Source organism: Nocardia carnea, assembly GCF_029869215.1.
Taxonomy (GTDB): domain Bacteria; phylum Actinomycetota; class Actinomycetes; order Mycobacteriales; family Mycobacteriaceae; genus Nocardia; species Nocardia carnea_B.
In genome coordinates this window covers 1-18,258 of sequence record NZ_JARWPM010000258.1, presented here as the reverse complement: position 1 = coordinate 18,258, position 18,258 = coordinate 1, and the positions used below count along the sequence as shown (strand labels likewise).

The 18,258-nt window shown below is 67.5% G+C and carries 18 protein-coding genes and 1 pseudogene; 5 read left to right on the top strand and 14 right to left on the bottom strand.

Features of this window, described 5'->3' with window-relative positions:
- Positions 1–192: 192 nt before the first annotated feature.
- Both QH276_RS18315 and QH276_RS18310 read left to right on the top strand, forming a co-directional pair.
- Positions 193–825, top strand: coding sequence for a TetR/AcrR family transcriptional regulator (locus QH276_RS18315; RefSeq protein ID WP_280402542.1), 633 nt, complete (start codon positions 193–195; stop codon positions 823–825).
- Between the two features lie 49 nt (positions 826–874).
- Positions 875–1,735, top strand: a complete 861-nt coding sequence (locus tag QH276_RS18310; RefSeq protein ID WP_280402541.1) for an alpha/beta hydrolase family protein — start codon at positions 875–877, stop codon at positions 1,733–1,735.
- Between the two features lie 3 nt (positions 1,736–1,738).
- On the opposite strand, the gene QH276_RS18305 is transcribed toward QH276_RS18310, so the two are convergent.
- The 8 genes from QH276_RS18305 to groL all read right to left on the bottom strand — a co-directional run bounded on the left by QH276_RS18305 (position 1,739) and on the right by groL (position 10,511).
- Entirely contained in the window at positions 1,739–3,811 is a 2,073-nt protein-coding gene (locus QH276_RS18305; protein WP_280402540.1) for a prolyl oligopeptidase family serine peptidase, read from the bottom strand.
- Positions 3,812–4,191: 380 nt separating this feature from the next.
- Positions 4,192–4,770 carry a pyridoxamine 5'-phosphate oxidase family protein gene (locus tag QH276_RS18300; protein ID WP_280402539.1) on the bottom strand — a complete coding sequence of 193 codons (579 nt, stop codon included), beginning with the start codon at positions 4,768–4,770 and terminating at the stop codon, positions 4,192–4,194.
- 167 nt (positions 4,771–4,937) lie between these two features.
- Entirely contained in the window at positions 4,938–5,954 is a 1,017-nt protein-coding gene (locus QH276_RS18295) for a hemolysin family protein (protein WP_280402538.1), read from the bottom strand.
- Positions 5,947–7,299: a hemolysin family protein gene (locus tag QH276_RS18290; protein WP_280402537.1), complete on the bottom strand. Its 1,353-nt coding sequence runs from the start codon at positions 7,297–7,299 to the stop codon at positions 5,947–5,949. The genes QH276_RS18295 and QH276_RS18290 overlap by 8 nt, the downstream gene beginning before the upstream one ends.
- 284 nt (positions 7,300–7,583) lie before the next feature.
- A complete protein-coding gene (locus QH276_RS18285) occupies positions 7,584–7,940 on the bottom strand; it encodes a hypothetical protein (protein WP_280402536.1) in 357 nt (118 codons plus the stop codon).
- Positions 7,941–7,976: 36 nt separating this feature from the next.
- On the bottom strand, positions 7,977–8,189 hold the full coding sequence (locus QH276_RS18280; protein WP_280402535.1) for an NAD-dependent epimerase/dehydratase family protein: 213 nt from the start codon (positions 8,187–8,189) through the stop codon (positions 7,977–7,979).
- Complete coding sequence (locus tag QH276_RS18275; RefSeq protein WP_280402534.1) at positions 8,186–8,695, bottom strand: hypothetical protein; 510 nt, start codon at positions 8,693–8,695, stop codon at positions 8,186–8,188. The genes QH276_RS18280 and QH276_RS18275 overlap by 4 nt, the downstream gene beginning before the upstream one ends.
- A gap of 190 nt (positions 8,696–8,885) precedes the next feature.
- Positions 8,886–10,511, bottom strand: a complete 1,626-nt coding sequence (gene groL, locus QH276_RS18270) for a chaperonin GroEL (protein WP_280402565.1) — start codon at positions 10,509–10,511, stop codon at positions 8,886–8,888.
- Positions 10,512–10,895: 384 nt separating this feature from the next.
- On the opposite strand from groL, the gene QH276_RS18265 reads away from it, so the two are divergent.
- The gene (locus QH276_RS18265; protein WP_280402533.1) at positions 10,896–12,515 is read left to right on the top strand and encodes an amidase; all 1,620 of its coding nucleotides are present in this window, start codon (positions 10,896–10,898) and stop codon (positions 12,513–12,515) included.
- Positions 12,516–12,620: 105 nt separating this feature from the next.
- Here the strand turns inward: QH276_RS18265 and QH276_RS18260 are convergent, their stop codons facing one another.
- The 5 genes from QH276_RS18260 to QH276_RS18240 all read right to left on the bottom strand — a co-directional run bounded on the left by QH276_RS18260 (position 12,621) and on the right by QH276_RS18240 (position 15,896).
- Entirely contained in the window at positions 12,621–12,914 is a 294-nt protein-coding gene (locus tag QH276_RS18260) for a hypothetical protein (protein WP_280402532.1), read from the bottom strand.
- Between the two features lie 132 nt (positions 12,915–13,046).
- The gene (locus QH276_RS18255) at positions 13,047–13,814 is read right to left on the bottom strand and encodes a Clp protease N-terminal domain-containing protein (RefSeq protein WP_280406826.1); all 768 of its coding nucleotides are present in this window, start codon (positions 13,812–13,814) and stop codon (positions 13,047–13,049) included.
- A 59-nt stretch (positions 13,815–13,873) separates the two neighbouring features.
- The gene (locus tag QH276_RS18250; protein ID WP_280399264.1) at positions 13,874–14,767 is read right to left on the bottom strand and encodes a CDP-alcohol phosphatidyltransferase family protein; all 894 of its coding nucleotides are present in this window, start codon (positions 14,765–14,767) and stop codon (positions 13,874–13,876) included.
- Complete coding sequence (locus QH276_RS18245; protein ID WP_280399262.1) at positions 14,767–15,492, bottom strand: phosphatidylserine decarboxylase; 726 nt, start codon at positions 15,490–15,492, stop codon at positions 14,767–14,769. Before QH276_RS18245 ends, QH276_RS18250 begins: the two co-directional genes overlap by 1 nt.
- Positions 15,493–15,635: 143 nt before the next feature.
- Positions 15,636–15,896, bottom strand: coding sequence for a GlsB/YeaQ/YmgE family stress response membrane protein (locus QH276_RS18240; protein ID WP_280399261.1), 261 nt, complete (start codon positions 15,894–15,896; stop codon positions 15,636–15,638).
- Between the two features lie 316 nt (positions 15,897–16,212).
- On the opposite strand from QH276_RS18240, the pseudogene QH276_RS18235 reads away from it, so the two are divergent.
- Positions 16,213–17,259: pseudogene (locus tag QH276_RS18235) on the top strand (beta-ketoacyl-ACP synthase III).
- Here QH276_RS18235 and QH276_RS18230 read toward each other — a convergent pair.
- A complete protein-coding gene (locus QH276_RS18230) occupies positions 17,234–17,752 on the bottom strand; it encodes an SRPBCC family protein (protein ID WP_348536629.1) in 519 nt (172 codons plus the stop codon). The pseudogene QH276_RS18235 and the gene QH276_RS18230 sit on opposite strands and share 26 nt — an antisense overlap.
- A 133-nt stretch (positions 17,753–17,885) precedes the next feature.
- Here QH276_RS18230 and QH276_RS18225 point away from each other — a divergent pair, with 133 nt between their 5' ends.
- Complete coding sequence (locus tag QH276_RS18225) at positions 17,886–18,044, top strand: hypothetical protein (RefSeq protein ID WP_280399260.1); 159 nt, start codon at positions 17,886–17,888, stop codon at positions 18,042–18,044.
- The last annotated feature ends 214 nt before the right edge of the window (positions 18,045–18,258 follow it).

Sequence of the window (18,258 nt, the reverse complement as noted above, 5' to 3'; positions counted from 1 at the left end):
AAATTATTCTAGAATTTCCCTCTAAAATCGCGCATACCGTGCCGCGACCGGGTACTGTCCGATTTGGCAGTTTCACCGGCGACCAGGCTTGCGGGCAGCCAACTTTCGGCAAACCCGCAGGGTGCTACCGGTGCGCTACGAAAGGCCCGATCGATGACGAGGGGATCGGGCTTTTCGGTATTGTTCTGCGCGATGTCACAGGAAGCGAATTCGGGACGAAGGTATGCCGGCCAGCCCGTAGAAGATCGGCAACGCGAGCGGCGCGCTCGTTTTCTCGAATCCGGCCTGACGGTTTTCGCCCGCGACGGGTACGCCAATAGCTCGGTCGGTGCCATTTGCAAAGACGCGGGGCTCTCCTCGCGTCAGTTCTACGAGGAGTTCACCGGCCGCGAATCCTTACTCGTCGAACTCTTCGCTCTCATCGACCGCGAATCGCGCGACGCGGTACTGGCATCGCTGGACCACAGCGCCGACCAGAGCCCACTGCACCGTATCGACGCGGCGGTGCGCGCCTACGTGCAATCCATCGGCTCCGATCCGCGACGAGCCCGGGTCGTGCTCGTCGAAGTGGTCGGCGCGGGGACCAAAGTCGAGAAGCTGCGCACCGAATCCCGGCGCTCCTGGAGTGCCGTACTGGCCCGGGCCGCCGAGGATGCCGCCTTACACGGCGAGATCCCGACCGGCGATTACGACCTGCGGATGCTCGCGATCATCGGCGCGGTCAACTACGTCGTCGAAGAATGGAGCGGGATCGAACCCCAGCGGCCGCTCGACGAGGTGATCCGGGTGCTGAGCCGGATCATCATCGGCGCCATCCGCGCCTGACGCCGCGGCGCACGGGCAGCACGACGGGTAGGCGCATAGGCTTCCCACCGTGGAAACCGTTGCCATCCAGATGCCGGACGGGAGCACCGTGCCGGTGCGGCTGCTCCCGGCTACCGGCCCGCATCGGCACCCGATCACCCTCGACCGGCCGCGGCCGGTGATCGTGATGATCCCCGGGCTCGGGGTGCCCGGGGAGTTCTACGTGTACTTCGCCCGGGAACTCACCCGCCGCGGGTTCGATGTGGCGGTCGGCGAACTGCGCGGCAACGGCGACAGCACCCCGAAACCCAGCGCTGCCAGCACATACGGTTACCACGAACTGGCCGCGGTGGATTTTCCGGCGATCTTCGAGGCGGTGCGCACCCGCTTCCCGGACAGCACCCCGTACCTGCTGGGTCACAGTATGGGCGGGCATCTGTCGATGCTCTACGCCGCCCGGGTGCGGGGACGGCTCGGCGGGTTGATTCTCGTCGCCTCCGGCACTCCCTACTACCGCGGTTTCGGCGGCATCCGGGGCCCGGGCCTGCTGCTGGGCACCGCCGCCATATCGCTCACCGCCAACCTCGCCGGTGTCTGGCCCGGCGACAAACTCGGCCCCAACGGGTTCGGCCGCCAGTCCAAGGTGCTGATCTCGGATTGGGCCCGGCTCGCCCGCACCGGAAAATTCGCCCCGGCCGGTGCGGATATCGACTACGAGGAACGAATAGCCCGGCTGAAACTGCCGGTCCTGTCGATAACCTTGGCCGGCGACGAGCTGACGCCGCCGGCCACGGCGAACCACCTGCTGGACAAACTGCCCGCCGCGGACAGAACCCGATGGCACGAACCGCGGCGGCTGGGCCACAACGGCTGGATCTCCGATCCCGGCCCGGTGGTGGACCGGATCGAGAATTGGCTGCACGACCGCTGAACGTTATTTCGCGGTACGTCCCTCGATCAGCATCTGAGTGAAGAATTCGTAGATCAGGGCCGCTTGGAATGCCGACTGCTTGTTGTCCGCGGCCCCGCCGTGCCCGCCCTCGATGTTCTCGTGGTACCAGATGCGATGCCCTTGTTGCTCGAGCAGCGCCGCCATTTTCCGCGCATGCCCGGGATGTACGCGGTCGTCACGGGTGGAGGTGGTGAGCAGAATCGGCGGATAGGCCGCGCCCGCGCCGGTTTCCATCGCTTTCTGATAGGGCGAATAGCGGCTGATGTAGGCCCATTCCTCGGGAATATCGGGGTCACCGTATTCCGCCATCCACGACGCCCCGGCCAGCAGCCGGTGATACCGGCGCATATCGAGCAGGGGCACCTGGCAGACGAGGGCGCCGAACAATTCCGGATACCGGGTGAGCATCACGCCCATCAGCAGGCCGCCGTTGCTACCGCCCACCGCACCCAGTTGCGGCGCGGTGGTGATACCCCGGTCCACCAGGTCGCGGGCGATCGAGGAGAAATCCTCGTACACCTTGTACCGGTTCGCTTTCTGCACCGAGGTATGCCATTCGGGTCCGTATTCCCCGCCGCCGCGGATATTCGTCATCACCCAGGTGCCGCCCTGTTCGAGCCAGCCCATACCGGACGCGCCGCTGTATGCGGGGGTGCGGGAAACCTCGAACCCGCCGTAACCGGACATGACCGTCGGCCCCGGGCGGCCGCGATTCTCGCGATGACGGATGACGAAATACGGGATCATCGTGCCGTCGTCGGAGCGGGCGAAGAATTGTTCGGTATCGATCCCGGCCGCGTCGAAGAATGCGGGTTCCTGCTTCAGTTCGGTCGCCGGGGCACCGACCGCACTCGCCAGCAAGGTGGTGGGAGTGGTGAAACCGCTGGTCATCAGCATGAATTCATCGCCACTTTCGAGCGGGTCGAGATTCATGATGCTGGTGGTGGCCATGGGTGGAGTGTCGGCGAGCGGTTCGGTGCGCCACCCTTCGGCGTCCGGTGTGAGGACATACAGTTTGGTCTGCACATCCTCCAGGGTCACCAGGAGCAGATGGTTCTCGGTCCAGCCGTAACCGTGTAGCGAAGTGTGCGCGTCGGGTTCGAACAGGACCTCGAATTCCCGGTGCCCGGCCAGGAAACGGTCGAAATTCGTGGCGATCAGCGAACCCGCGCCGTAGGTTCGCCCACCGACCTCCCACGGCGACTTCAACCGCACCAGCAGCCACTCCTTGTACCACGACTCATCGGCATCCGAGGGCGTCTCGAGGTGGATCCGCGAACCGCCGGCGTCGAGCAGGTACACCTCCTCGTTGAAGAAATCGGTGGCCTGGGCGACGTAATGACGCTCGTATCCCGGCGTGCGGTCGTAACCGGCGGAAACAGCGACATCCGTTGCGGTGCCTACGAATACGGTCTCGGCGCTGTCGAGTGCCGTACCGCGCCGCCAGCGCTTCGCGATCCGCGGATAACCGGAATCGGTCAGTGATCCCGGGCCGAAATCGGTGCCCACGTAGACGGTGTCGATATCGATCCAGCTCAGCCGGGATTTCGCCTCCGGCAGGAAGAATCCGCCGTCCTCCGGCGCGATGAATTGCCTTGTCTCCAGGTCGAATTCACGAACGACCTTGGCGTCCGCGCCGCCCCGCGACAGACTGATCAGCGCCCGGGTCTGTTCGGGCCGAAGGACCCCCGCCCCGCCCCACACCCAGTTCTCGTCCTCGGCCGCGGCCACCGCGTCGAGGTCGATGAGCACATCCCATTCCGGTTCCGGCTTCATGTATTCGCCGAACGTGGTCCGCCGCCACAGCCCCCGCGGATGTTGCGCATCGCGCCAGAAGTTGTACAACCACTTCCCGCGCCGGCCCGGGAACGCGATCTTGGCGTCGGTATCGAGCATGTCCAGGATCCGGGCCCGCAGCACCTCGAACCGGTCGGCCGCGGCGAACCGCTCCATGACCACCTCGTTGTGCGCCCGGGCGAAATCCAGGGCCCGTTCGCCGGTGACCTCTTCCAGCCAGAGAAAGGGATCGGATCCGCTGTCCGGTGCATCGCTCATCCGACCATTCTGACCCAGCGACAGCGAATGCGGTGACGCCGGTCAGCCTGGTCCGGCAGCGGGGGCAGCGGCCCGATTGGGCCGACCGGCGCAGCGGGCCGTGGATCCGGCGGCCGGTACCGGGCCGCTATTTCCCCTTCGCCGCCGGCACCATCTACCGAGCTACCCCCGGCAGACCGATTCCTCAACGACGCCCTGGGCACCCCGACCACCCTGGCCCACGTATCGGAGACGACCCTGGTGGTCTCCTCGCAATTCGACAAAGGCGGCCCGCTCGGACAGGGCAGTCCCACCACCCCGTTCCAGGTGTCGGCGGTATCCGGATTCTGAAGCGCGGCCGTGGTGTCGGTCTCGGTGACCGGCACCACAGTGAGCAGCCGCTACCGCCCGGCTACCGGCGGCAGGGGGTGCCCGGGGTCCAGCGCGGGCAGGCCGTCGATGCTGCGCCCGTTGTCTCCGGAGATCCGCGCGGCGTACTTCTCCGCCGGCTGCCGGGCGTGATGGGCGTCGAGCACCGGGCGTTCACCGACGAGGTCGTAGTAGGGCACCGAGTATCCACATGAGTCCGCGATCCGATCCACGCTGATCACGATGGCCATCCGGACGCCCGGATGATCGCTCCCGAAATGCTCCCGGAGATTCTCGAATTCGGCCTCGTCGGGCCGGACGACCCGGCCGGTACCGAACAAGCGCAGGATTCGCGAGTTGCGGGTGAACGAGCAGAACATGATGGTGATGCGCCCGTTGTCCCGCAAATGCGCGATGGTCTCCACACCACTGCCGAACAGATCGAGGTACGCCACGGTGTGCTCGTCGAGCACGGCAAAGGTGTCGCGGTATCCCTTCGGCGACAGGTTCACCCGTCCCCCGTCGGACGGTGCGGTCGCGACGAAGAACATCGCCTGCTTTCCGATGAACTCCCGCAACGACTCATCGATCTGCGAAAACACCTTGGCCACCGCGCTCGCCCTTCCCTCGCCCTCCCGGTACGGGATCACTCCCGAGCCTAACCACACCCGGCCGGCAAGTGCTGCCACCCCGGTCTCCGGCCCCTTCCGGCACCGAGGCCGGAGCGCCGCAGGGTTGGCCGCCGTGCCTACCACTCGCCGGCGAACGGGCGGGGGCATCACTCCCCCGTTGTCACGGGCAGTAACCGCTGCAGGACATCGGTGATGGTGATGAGACCGATCAGCTCCCCGGTGCCCGGGCCGGTGACGGTGGCGAGGTGGCTCCGGGTTTCGCGCATCGTGCGCAGCGCCTCGTAGACGGGGAGTTCGGCGGGCAGGGTCAGCACCGGGCGCATGAGCTGGCGGGCGGTGGCTCCCGGTCGCGCCTGAAGACTGTCGCGGACGTGCAGAAAGCCTTCGATCCGGGCGCCGTCACGGACCAGTAACCGCAGGTGGCCGCTCCGGCGGGAGACGTCTTGGACGGTGTCGGGTCCCGCATCCGGGGTTACCGAGCTGGGTGTGGCGTTCGGTCGCACGATATCGCCGACAGTGAGTTGCTCCAGTTCCAGCGCACTGGTGAGATTGCCGTGATAACGCTCGTCGAGGGTGCCGGCGGTGGCGGAATGCTCGACGAGGTGACGGAGCGCGGCGGGATCCTGACCGGCCTCGACTTCGTCGACCGGGGTCACACCGACCTTGACCAGGCACCAGTTGGCGGCCTGGTTCAGCGTGGTCAGCAGCGGCCTGGTCAGCCACATGAAGGCGCGCATAGGGATGGCCAGGATCGTGGCCGACTTCTCCGGGTGAGCAATCGCCCAGGATTTGGGCGCCATCTCGCCGACGACCAGGTGCAGGAACGTCACGATGATGAGGGCCAGCACGAATCCGCCGACGTCGGCGGCCCACGCGGGTGCACCGACGTCCTCGAAGAGCGGCGTGAGCCAATGATGCACAGCGGGTTTGGTGGTCGCGCCCAGCGCGAGGGTGCAGACGGTGATGCCGAGCTGAGAGCCGGCCAGCAGCACCGAGAGTTCCGAGGCACTGCGCAACGCCGCCCGGGCGGCCCGGCTGTCGGGGGCGGCGTCTTCCAGACGGTGGCGGCGGGCGGCGATGAGCGCGAACTCGACCGCGACGAAGAACGCGCTGGCGGCGATCAATCCAACGGTGACCGCCACGACGACCCCGGGGTTACTCATCGCCGACATCCTCCGGTTCGGCGCACACGGTGACGAATACCGAGGCGGGAACATGTTTTTCGACGGCTCGCACGTGCGCGATCAGGGTGGTTCGCGGCTCGGGCCGATCGATTGCGGTGGGCGGCAGTGGAATACCGACCCGCTCACCGACCTCGGGCAACCCGTTGAAGGCGGAGATGACCAGCCCGGCGATGGTTTCGTAGTCGCCGGCGGGCAATTGCCGGTCCAGCAGACGTTCGACCTCGTCCAGGTGCACATCGCCGGCCAGCAGCCAGCCGTCGTCTTCGGCGACCATATCGGCCGCGGCACCGGGGTCGTGTTCGTCGGCGATCTCACCGACCAGTTCTTCGGCGATATCCTCGACGGTGACGATCCCGGCGAATCCGCCGTATTCGTCGACAACGAGGGCCATTTCCTCGCGCTGCCCGCCGAGGCGGGTCACGACCTCCGGAAGCGGCAAGGTTTCGGGTACGAGAACGGCCGGACGAAGCCGGTCGGCTACGGTGCCGCTGGTCTGCGCGCCGAGGAGATCGTGCAGACGGATCACCCCGCGCAGGTCGTCACTGGATGTGCCGACGACCGGGTAGCGCGTATGGCCGGTGCGCATCCGGGCGAGTACATCGGCCAGCGGATCGTCGATATGGACGGTGTCGACCCGGCCGCGCGGAATCATGGCGTGTTCGGCGGTGCTGGTCGGAAAGTCCAGCATGCGGTCGAGCAGAGTGGACAACTCGGGCGGCAACTCCCCGGCCGCGCGCGATGCGGCAACGATATGTTCGAGGTCGCGTGGGGTGGCCGAATGCTCGACATCGTGGACGGGTTCGATACGCAGGGCACGCAGCAGCAGGTTCGACGACTGGTCGAACAGACGGATCAGCCATCCGAAAGCCTTCAGATACACGGTGGTCGAGGCCGCCAGCCGACGGGAGACCGGTTCGGGGCGGGCGATGGCGAGATTCTTGGGCACCAGTTCCCCGAACAGCATCTGCACCAGTGTGGAGAACGCGATTGCCAGAACCGCGCCGACACCGACCCCGACAGCCGTGGGGACACCGACCCCGCCGAGCAGTTCGCCCAGACCGCGGCCGATCAGCGGTTCGGCGACATAGCCGACCAGCAGCCCCGTCACGGTGATCCCCAGTTGAGCACCGGACAGCATGAACGACGTCCGGCGAGTAACCCGGAGGGCGCGGCCGGCGGCCTTGTCCCCGGCACCGGCGCGGGCTTTGAGCCGGGACCGGTCCACGGCCATGTACGCGAATTCCTGGGCCACGAAATAGCCGGTCAACGCGGTGATCAGCAGGACAACGACGACACCGAGCGCGATGCCGAGCACACTCGTCACGACGTCACCGCCCGACGGTTTCGGAGAGGCCGCTCCTCACGGGGCGGCCCGGGTTGTCGGTATTTGCGCGATGCGCGTCTCATGAGCTCGTGCCGGATTCGGGCATAGCTCCGACACTAGCTGATCAGCGCGCGTATCCACTCCCTCATCACGGTCGCCCTGCGACTACCACATGGCCGGCTCCACAATCGGCGCGCCCCGCGGGCTCTTTCGTCGGCAAGGAACCGATTCTCGGTTACGTCGACGGCGTGACCACGACGGGCGACGCCGGCCAGGTAGCGCCGTCATCCGTAGGCGCGGATGATGCGGCCGGTGCCGCCGCCGTGGACGCAGTGCAGGTAGTGCTCGACGAGTTCGTCCATCGGCACCGGACGCATACCGGGGAACTCCGCGGCGAACGCATCGACTGAATCACCGATCAGGGTGGGGCTCACTACATTGATCCGCATACGCCGTGGTAGCTCGATCGCGGCCGATAGGACGAAGCTGTGCAGAGCACCGCTGATAACGCCGCCGCCGGTGACATGCGGCCACGGTTCGTCGGCGAAAATACCCGACGTGAGGGTGAACGAGGCACCGTCGGAACAATGATGCTGCCCGGTGAGGACCAGATCGACCTGCCCGAAGAACTTGGCTCGCATGTTGCCGTACAGCGCATCCGGAGTCAGCGTGCCGAACTAGTCGAGGGCACCGTGCGCCGCGATGCACACGACACCGTCGACAGCACCGGCCTCGCGATACATGGTCTCGATGGTTTCGTGGGAGGCAAGGTCGACATGTACGTCACCCGTCGTGCGCCCGGCCACGATGATGTCGTGGCCGTGTTCGCGAAGTGCGGGAACCAATCGGCGTCCGATGGTGCCGGCGCCACCGACAACGATGATTCTCACCGAGCGGTCTCCCTCCGAGTGCCGGTCGGCGCCGGTGCCAGACCTTGCGTCAGCAAGGTGAGCGCGTCGGCGTCGGAGGTACCGGGACGCGGGTAGAACAGGCCGAGCTGCTGGTCGTCGTCGGTCAAAGTGACCGTCTCGTTCGCCAGGGTCACCCGCCCGACGACCGGATGATCGAGCTCACGCACATAGTACGAACAGGTTCGGACGGGGCGACGCGCCCACATCCGCGCGAACTCCGGGCTGTCGACGGCGAGCCGGCCGACGATCCGTTCGAGGATATGGTCGGCCGGATGCCGCGCCACCGCTTGATGCAGGGCCGCGACCGTGACCTGCGCTTTGGACTGCCAATCGCAATACAACGCGCGGTGATGGGGGTCGAGGAACAGCAACCCCGGCACGCGCCGACGGGAGTAGCCGGGTTCGATGCCCGCTTCTTCCGGAGTCAGCCGTTCGCGGCGACTGCGCAGGAACCCGCCGAGATCATTCGCTCGTGTATTTGCCACCGATCCATCATCATGCCGGTCACCGAGCGTCCGCCTGCCCCGAACAGGGATACCTTCGTCGGCCTTCCGCGCTCCGGACCACTCGGTGACAAGCCGGCCCACGGGGACGCGCAGCCGCAGAAAGGCCGAGGGCCGGCCCACTCGTAGGTGGACCGGCCTTCGGTTCGAAAGGGTTGCCGGGTGGCGGGACTCAGAAGTCCATGCCGCCCATGCCGCCGGTCGGATCGGCCGGCGCGGCGGCCGCCTTCTCCGGCTTGTCGGCGACAACGGCCTCGGTGGTGAGGAACAGGGCCGCGATGGAGGCCGCGTTCTGCAGGGCCGAGCGGGTGACCTTGACCGGGTCGGCAACGCCGGCGGCCAGCAGGTCCTCGTACTCGTTGGTGGCGGCGTTGAGGCCCTGGCCGGCGGGCAGGCCGGAAACCTTCTCCGCCACCACGCCGGGCTCGAGGCCGGCGTTGAAGGCGATCTGCTTCAGCGGAGCCGACAGCGCGACGCGGACGATGTTCGCGCCGGTGGCCTCGTCACCCTCGAGCTTCAGATCGTCCAGAGCCGGGGCCGACTGCAGCAGGGCGACGCCACCACCGGCGACGATGCCCTCTTCGACGGCGGCCTTGGCGTTGCGCACGGCATCTTCGATGCGGTGCTTGCGCTCCTTGAGCTCGACCTCGGTCGCGGCACCGGCCTTGATCACCGCAACACCGCCGGCCAGCTTGGCCAGGCGCTCCTGCAGCTTCTCGCGGTCGTAGTCGGAATCCGAGTTCTCGATCTCGGTGCGAATCTGCGCGACCCGGCCCTTGATGGCCTCGGCGTCGCCGGAGCCCTCGACGATGGTGGTCTCGTCCTTGGTGACGACGACCTTGCGGGCCTGGCCGAGCAGCTCGATGCCGGCGGTCTCCAGGGAGAGGCCGACCTCTTCGCTGATGACCTCGCCACCGGTGAGGATGGCGATATCGGCGAGCTGGGCCTTGCGGCGGTCACCGAAGCCGGGGGCCTTGACGGCGACGGACTTGAAGGTGCCGCGGATCTTGTTCACGACCAGGGTCGACAGGGCTTCGCCCTCGACGTCCTCGGCGATGATCAGCAGCGGCTTACCGGCCTGGATGACCTTCTCCAGCAGCGGCAGCAGGTCCTTGACAGTGGAGACCTTCGAGCCGACCAGCAGGATGTAGGGATCCTCGAGGACCGCTTCCTGACGCTCGGGGTCGGTGACGAAGTAGCCCGAGATGTAGCCCTTGTCGAAGCGCATACCCTCGGTGAGCTCCAGCGACAGACCGAACGTCTGCGCCTCTTCGACGGTGATGACGCCTTCTTTGCCGACCTTGTCCATGGCCTCGGCGATCAGTTCACCGATGGACGGGTCGCCCGCGGAGATACCGGCGGTGGCGGCGATCTGCTCCTTGGTCTCGACTTCCTTGGCGGTGTCGAGCAGCTTGGTGGTGACGGCCTCGACGGCCTTCTCGATACCGCGCTTCAGACCCAGCGGGTTCGCACCGGCCGCGACGTTGCGCAGGCCCTCGCGCACCAGCGCCTGGGCGAGCACGGTGGCGGTGGTGGTGCCGTCGCCGGCGACATCATCGGTCTTCTTGGCGACTTCCTTGACCAGCTCGGCGCCGATCTTCTCGTACGGGTCCTCCAGCTCGATCTCCTTGGCGATGGACACACCATCGTTGGTGATCGTGGGGGCACCCCACTTCTTCTCCAGAACGACGTTGCGGCCCTTCGGCCCCAGCGTCACCTTGACCGCGTCGGCGAGGCTGTTGAGGCCCCGCTCGAGGCCGCGACGGGCCTCTTCGTCGTACGCAATTGTCTTGGCCATTGCGGTGAGATCCTCCAAGTAATGAGGCTGACACACAGGATGACCGCCTTGTCGGGTCACCCTTAGCTACGCTTGGCCAGGCTCGGTGCCCGCGACGGACGACCAGGGGTGTCGTGTACCCGATCTCACCGTCCCGACCTAGCACTCTCCGATCGAGAGTGCCAAAGCCATTTTTAGCACTCGGGGATAGGGAGTGCAAGGTCGACCGGCTCCGATATCGGCAAAACAACGCCCCGGCGCCGCGCACCGGGTGGTGCCGTACCTCCGACACTGCCGGGTCGCCCCGTTCCCGCGGCCGGGAGATCAGTAGAGTTATCCCATGCGCTACAAAGCTTCTACGAGCCGTTGGGCCCGGCCATGTGCGCGGCTGAGAACGATTCGCCGGTGACCGCACGCCCCTCTCGCCGGACCATCCTGCGCGCGGCCGCGACCGGGCTCGCGGCGGCGGCACTCGGCGTACCGCCCGTGACGGCACGACCGGGACCGCTCTCGACGCCCGGCGGACTCGGTACGACGGACCCGGCGCTACTGTCCGCGCTGGACGCCGCCCGGCTGCTGCAGGCCAAGCAATTGCACCCGCGGGAACTGCTCGACGCCTGCCTGCGCCGCAGCGCCGCCTTCGACGGCCCGATCAACTCCTGGATACGCACCTATCCCGAGGAGGCGTACCAGCAAGCGGAAGAGGCCGGCCGGCGCTTGGCCGCCGGGGACGCGCCGCTGCTGTGCGGACTGCCGATCGCGCTCAAGGACCTGATCGCGGTCGCGGGTCTACCGGTCACCGCGTGCAGCCGGGTTCTCCAGGGCAATATCGCCGCGGGTGACGCCACCGTGTGGCGCCGGATGCGCGAGCAGGGCGCGGTCCTGATCGGGCATACCCAGAACGACGAGTTCGCCTTCGACGGCGCCTGCCCCCAAACCGGTAATCCATGGGATATCGGTGCCTCGGTGGGCGGTTCCTCCGGCGGTAATGCCGCGGTGCTGGCGGCCGGTTTCGCTCCGCTGGCCATCGGCACCGATACCGGCGGTTCGCTCCGCCTGCCGAGTTCGCGCGCGGGCACCAGCGCGATCAAACCCACCTATGGCCAGGTGAGCCGCTACGGCGTCATCCCGACCACACCGTCACGCGACCATATCGGGCCGATGGCACGCAGTATCGCCGACGCCGCGTTGCTGCTCTCGGCATTGACGGGCGTGGACGCGCGCGATCCGGCCACCGGTTCCGCGGCCGCTGTTCCCGCCGGCGGGTATCCGCTGACCGCGGCGGGCGGCACGGCTCCGCTGGCCGGCCGGGTCTTCGGGGTCGACCGGCCTTCCGTGGACCAACTCCCCGGCCCCTTGGGCGTGCTCATGTCCGGCTTCCTGGACCTCATCACCCGGCTCGGCGGCCGGCTACGCGATATCGCCTTGCCGCCGCCGCCCCAGAGCATCTTCGGTGATGCCTTGGAAGTAGGCCGCTACCACCAGCAGTGGGCGGACCGGCTGGCGCTCTACTCCCCCGCGGCCGCGGCGACGGTCGGTTCCGGACTGGCCGCCCTGGTCGCGCCGATCGAGGAGTACCTGACCTTCGAGCACGAACGCCGGCGGTTCCAGCACGACTACAACCGGGTGCTCACCGATAACGGGCTGACCGCCATCGTGCTGCCCACGGTGGTCAACGACCGCCGGGATCGCGCCGATATCCGTCCCGATACCAGCGCACCGCTGATCTGGGGCAACTACTCCGGCGCCCCGGTGCTCGCCTTACCGGCCGGCCGCTCCGCGGCGACGGGACTGCCGTTCGGGGTACAGCTGGCCGGGCTGCCCTGGTCGGAGCCGGAACTGATCGCCATCGGCCTGGAGTTGCAGGCGGCCGAGCCGGTCTGGACGGAGTTGCCCGAGTTGCGGGAAGGCCCCCGGGCGCTTCCGGATGTCGTTCGCTCGGCCCCGGGGCCGGGGCCCGACCCGACCGATACGATCGTCCGGCCCGCACCGGCTCGATTCGTTCCGACCAGGGCCACGTCCTGAGCGACGGCCGGCCGTCGGCGCGCAACCGGGCGATCCACGGTCCGCGCGCACGGTATCGGCCCCGCCGGTAGCACGCGTGGCACCGGCTGCCGCGCGGCCGGTCGCTTACAGACTGTCGGTGACTCGCAGCGCGAGCGCGAGGAACGCGTCCGCTCGCCGTTCCTCCGGGGTCCGGGGTTCGCCCTCGTCGACAGTGACGAATTCGGCATCGTGCAGTAGCAGCTCCGCCTCCACTCGCATGATCGCGCGGATGAACGGCGGCGCGACTTCCGGCGGCAGATCACCGTTGACCACGTAACTGCCGTCGGACAGCGATTCGGTGGATACATAGGTCAACGCGCGCAGCAGATCGTCCCGGTGTTCCCCGGCGACCATATCGGGGTCCGTTTCATCCGCCATTGCTATAGATTACCGGGCCGACCGCCCGCGCCGGGAGCACCGAAGGCCATTGCGGGCGAGGTATCCGCGGAATCCGCGGACACCCGATCGACCGGCCGCGGTCGCGATTTCCGGCCGGGTCCGGAGCGCGGGTTACTGTTTTCCGCCCACGATCTGCTGGAGCAGTTCGATCAGGCGGGTTTCGAGGGCGTCTTTGCGCAGGCCCGCCTCGGACAGGATGCCCGTTCCGTTCTCCTGTTCCAGCATCGCCAGCAGGACGTGTTCGGTACCGATGTAGTTGTGACCGAGGCGCAGCGCCTCGCGGAACGTCAGTTCCAGCGCCTTCTTGGTTTCGGCGTCGAAGGGGACGAGTCCGCTCATCTTGCCCGCCGCGGTGGCGGCCTTCAGATCCGCGGGCGCGATGGCCGCGCCGGGTTCGGCCCCGGCGGCCGCGATGGCGGCGGTGGCGATATCGGCCGGCGAAGAGCCCAGGTCGGCGATCAGCCGGACGGCGAGGCTATCGGATTCACTGAGCAAGCCCAGCACCAGATGCGGCATGGCGATCTGCGCGGCGCCCGCGGTATGGGCCGCTTCCTGCGCCGCCACCACCATGGCGCGAGCGCGTTCGGTGAATTTGGCGAAACCGGCGTTGGGGTCCATTTCGGCGGACGGGTCGCCGGGGCCTTTGGGCACGAAGCGCTTCTGGGCGGCCTGTTTGCTGACGCCCATACTCGCGCCGATCTCGGTCCAGGAGGCGCCCGAGCGCCGGGCCTGGTCGACGAAATGGCCGATCAGATGGTCGGCCACATCGCCGAGGTGGCCGGCGGCGACCACCGCGTCGGAGAGTTGTTCCAAGGCATTGTCGGGGCGGGCCTTCTTGATGACCTCGATGAGGTCGTCCAAACGCACTGGAGAAGTCATGCGTCAACTATAGGTTGACGCATGACTTGGCGTCAACCAAAAGTTGACGCACTATCTCCTCAGTTCCGTCCGCCCGGACGCCGCAGCCGCAGCCGCGAATCCCCGCGCAGAGCCGGCCGGCGGATATCCGGGCGCCGCAGCACCGGCAGCCGCCGATCGGCCCGGCGCTGGGCCCGGCGTTCCGCGGGTTTGTACTGCCAGGTCTCGGGGCGGGCCGCCACCCAGCGCTGCGAATACCAGGCGAACGGGATATGCCCCAGGTAGAGCACGATCAGCACCAGCAGCAGCACGATCGGATAGGTGATCAGCGCGGCACCGGCCAGCGCCACCAGCACGAGCAGCCCCGCGGCCGCCTGCGGCGCCACCGAGACCGATTTCATCGCCAAAGTGGGGATGGTGCTCACGCACAGGGCGGCAGTGAAAACGGTCCAGGCCGCCACGAGCGGAAAACTGGTCCACCAGCCGTCGCCGAATTGGACGAAGAGCGCGATGGGCGCCATCGCGATCAGCGCCCCCGCGGGCGCGGGTACGCCCACGAAGTACTCCCGGGCCCAATCGGGGCGGGTGTCGTCGTCCATCAGGGTGTTGAAACGCGCCAGCCGCAGCACGACGCTCACCGCGAACAGCAGCGCGATGATCCAGCCGGCGCTGCTGCTCTCCCCGTCGAACAGCACCACGTAGAGCACGAGCGCCGGCGCCACGCCGAACGAGATGGCATCGGAGAGCGAATCCAGTTCCGCGCCGATCTTGGTGGTGGCCGAGAGCAGCCGGGCCAGCCGGCCGTCCAGCGTATCGAGCACCGCGGCCGCGCCGATCATGGCCAGCGCGATCTCCAGTTCGCCCTCCAGGCCGAACTTCACCGCGGACAGCCCGGAGCACAGCGCGAGGATCGTGACGATACTGGGCAGCAGCCGGATGGATCGGCGCCGCCTGCCTTCGATGACCTGCTCCATCACGATCCCGCCGACGGCAGAACCGCCAGCACCGTCTCCCCTCCGATCGTCCGCTGCCCGATATTCACGAGCAGTTCGGTACCGGCCGGGAAATAGGTATCGACCCGGGAGCCGAACCGGATCAGGCCGTAGGTGTCGCCGATGGTGACCCGGTCACCGGCTGCGGCATCGCAGACGATGCGCCGCGCCAGCAGCCCGGCGATCTGGACAACCACCACCTGCTCCCCGGACTCGGTATCGATGACCATGCTGTTGCGCTCGTTGACCGCGCTCGCCTCGGGCAGATCGGCAGACTTGAAGCTGCCCCGCCGATAGCGCACATCGCGCACCACACCCGATACCGGCGTGCGCTGGACGTGCACGTCCAGAACCGACAGGAAGATGCTCACCCGGGGCAGCGGCTGATCACCGAGACCGAGCTCGGCGGGCGGGGCGGCGGTATCGACGAGGGCGACCTCACCGTCCGCCGCGGCCACGACCACCCCGGGCCGGTTCGGCGGTACCCGGTGCGGATGCCGGAAGAACGTGGCACTCGCCGCGGCCGCAGCGAGCCCGGCCCGGCGCAACCAGCGGCGACGCCGGCCCAGCAGGGCCACGGCCAGCGGTGCGGCCACGAAGGGCAATCCTGCCGGATGCAGCGGCGGGACGGTATTGCGCACCAGATCGGCCAGATGGCCCGGCCCGGTCCGTTGCGGGGTACCGGGCGGGGTGGGACGGCGTGCCACTTATTCCTCTTTCACACTCGACTCGGTCCGTTCGGACCGACGGTACGGTCGGACGCCCGCGCCGACCCGGTACGAACCCGTCGGCGCAAGCGTTCACACCTTACGCCCAGCCGCGGTGTTCGTGCCGGGTGTCGCTCGCGGGATCACCTCCTGACGACCAACCTCACCAGGAACAACAGGATGACGGCACCGAGCAGGCAGGTGAAGAAACTGAACCACCAACCGGCCGATTCGACATCGACACCGAAGACCGAGAGCAGGAAGCCGCCGATCAAGCCGCCGACGACACCTACCACGATATTGAGCAGGATCCCTTGTTGGGCATCGGTTTTCATGATCTTACTGGCAATCCAGCCGGCGATACCGCCGATGATGATCCAGCCGATGATGCCGAGACCGAGCATGAGTGTCCCTCGCTTTTCTCTCCGGTTGCACGCTCGCGGTAGCGAACGTCCGCGGCGGAGCCCCGCTCGCCCGCATACGGCTCGGGCGGACGGCGGCGCTACGCCCATCCGGGCGATACCCGGGCTCCGTCCGGATAACCACTCCGGGGAAAATCGGATACGAGCTGCCGGCACGCGAACATCGAGCTAATATGAGGGTGCCTCATGTCTTCGGATTGCCCGGCGGACGTCAGCCACCGACGCCGGGCGAGGAATCCACACACCGAATCGGGTCCACCCCGCGGCAACGCAGTCGCAGGTACATAGGAGAAGCAGTATGGCTACTCAGCTCGCCCAGACGACCGGGGCGCAGTTCACCGCGATCCTGGGACTGGGTGTCTACCGTCCGGCGCGCGTCGTCACCAACGACGAGGTGGCCGGGCCGATCGATTCCAGCGACGAGTGGATCCGCACCCGGTCCGGTATCCGCACGCGCCGGTTCGCCGACGATTCGGAGACCATCCACTCCATGAGCGTGGCGGCCGCCCGGGGCGCACTCGAATCGGCCAAGGTCGCCGCCGACCAGGTCGACTGCGTGATCGTGGCCACCTCGACCCACCTACTCCTGACCCCCGCCGCCGCGCCGCGGATCGCCACCTAACGCGGGGGGGGCGGCGCGGCGGCGTTCGATATCTCCGCCGGCTGCGCCGGTTTCTGCCACGGCCTGGCGATGGCCTCGGATCTCGTGCGCGCCGGCACCTCGTCGCGGGTGCTGGTGATCGGGGTGGAGAAACTCACCGACACGATCAACCCGGCCGACCGCGGGACCGCGTTCCTGTTCGCCGACGGCGCCGGCGCCGTGGTGGTGGGCCCCGCCGACGAACCGGGTATCGGCCCGACGGTCTGGGGTTCCGACGGCACCCAGCACCAGGCGATCCGCCAGGACAAGGACTGGATCGAATTCTTCACCGAGATCGAGGAGAAGGGCCTCGACGCCGTCCGCCCCTACCTGGCGATGGAGGGCACCGCGGTGTTCCGCTGGGCGGCGCATTCGCTGGAGAAGGTCTGCCGCGACGCGGTCGACCGGGCCGGGCTGGCGATGGACGACCTGGACGCCATGATCCCGCATCAGGCCAACGGCCGGATCATCGAGATCATGGCGCGGGTGCTCAAACTGCCCGAGAACTGCGCGCTGGCCAACGATATCGAGGAAGCCGGCAACACTTCGGCAGCCTCGATTCCGCTGGCGATGGAGACCCTGCTGCGCACCGGACAGTCGAAGCCGGGCGATACCGCCTTGCTCATCGCCTTCGGCGCCGGCCTGTCCTACGCCGCCCAGGTGGTGAAGCTGCCGGAGTTCAGCTCGCCTCAACCGCTTTCTTGATCTTGGCGAGGGATTCGTTCATCCCGCGTACCAGGTTCTCCTCGAAGGCCTCCTCGCCGCCGAGCATCGCGTTCACCAGCGTGCGCGAGACCCAGGTGGTGCCGTTGGGAACGTCCCGGCGCTCGATCAGCCGGGTCCCGTTCCCGGACGGCTCGAGGGTGTAGGTCCACACGGTGCGGTTCTGGCTCACCCGGAACGCCAAGGCGCTGTTCTTCTCGTAGCGCAGAATGCGCGAGGTGGTGGGCCAGAACTTCCAGCCGTCCCGGTTCAGGTTGACGGTGAGCACGCCCGCTTTCGGCTTGCCGATCGGGATCATCCGCACACATTGCGGGCTGAATTCCGGCATGCGGCGCGGGTCGGCGAGTACCTCCCAGACCCGCTCCGGCGCGGCGTCGATATCGATGCTGGCTTCCAAGTTCTTCGGCACCATGGCCTCCAGGTAGATGAAACTCCAAGTATCGGGAAGAGTAGCGATTGGCTTCGGCTCGGTCACGTTTTCCCGGGCCGAGTATCGATATCGCCGATCCAGAAGCAGAATCGAGGGGGTAGACAAGCCGGTTCCGCATACGCCACCGCAAGCAAGACACGACGCCAGCAAACACTCAGCTACGGTAAGGTGATGGGCCGTGAACCTTCGCTCGCTCTTGCGCCGCCAGAACTCCGCGGGGCTACCCCAGCTACCAGCCCTCGAACCGGATGACACCGGCGACGACCGCGTCGACGAACGCCTGGAACGTCTGCTCACCCCCACCGAACTCGATCTGGTCCGCAAGCACCGCGTCTGATTCCCGATCCGCCCGACCGTAGAAGCACCCCTCCTGTCGACCGCGCACCCGAATGTTCCGGCCCTACTCGCATCGACGCCCGACCGCGCCGTGGGGCACACCGCAGCTAACCTCCTATCGGTCTACCTCCATGGTTCGGGGCCCGTCTCGTTCTGGAGCGACAGAGCGGGGGAGCGAAGCGGAGGAGCGGCGGAGTGAAGAACGAGACTTCGGG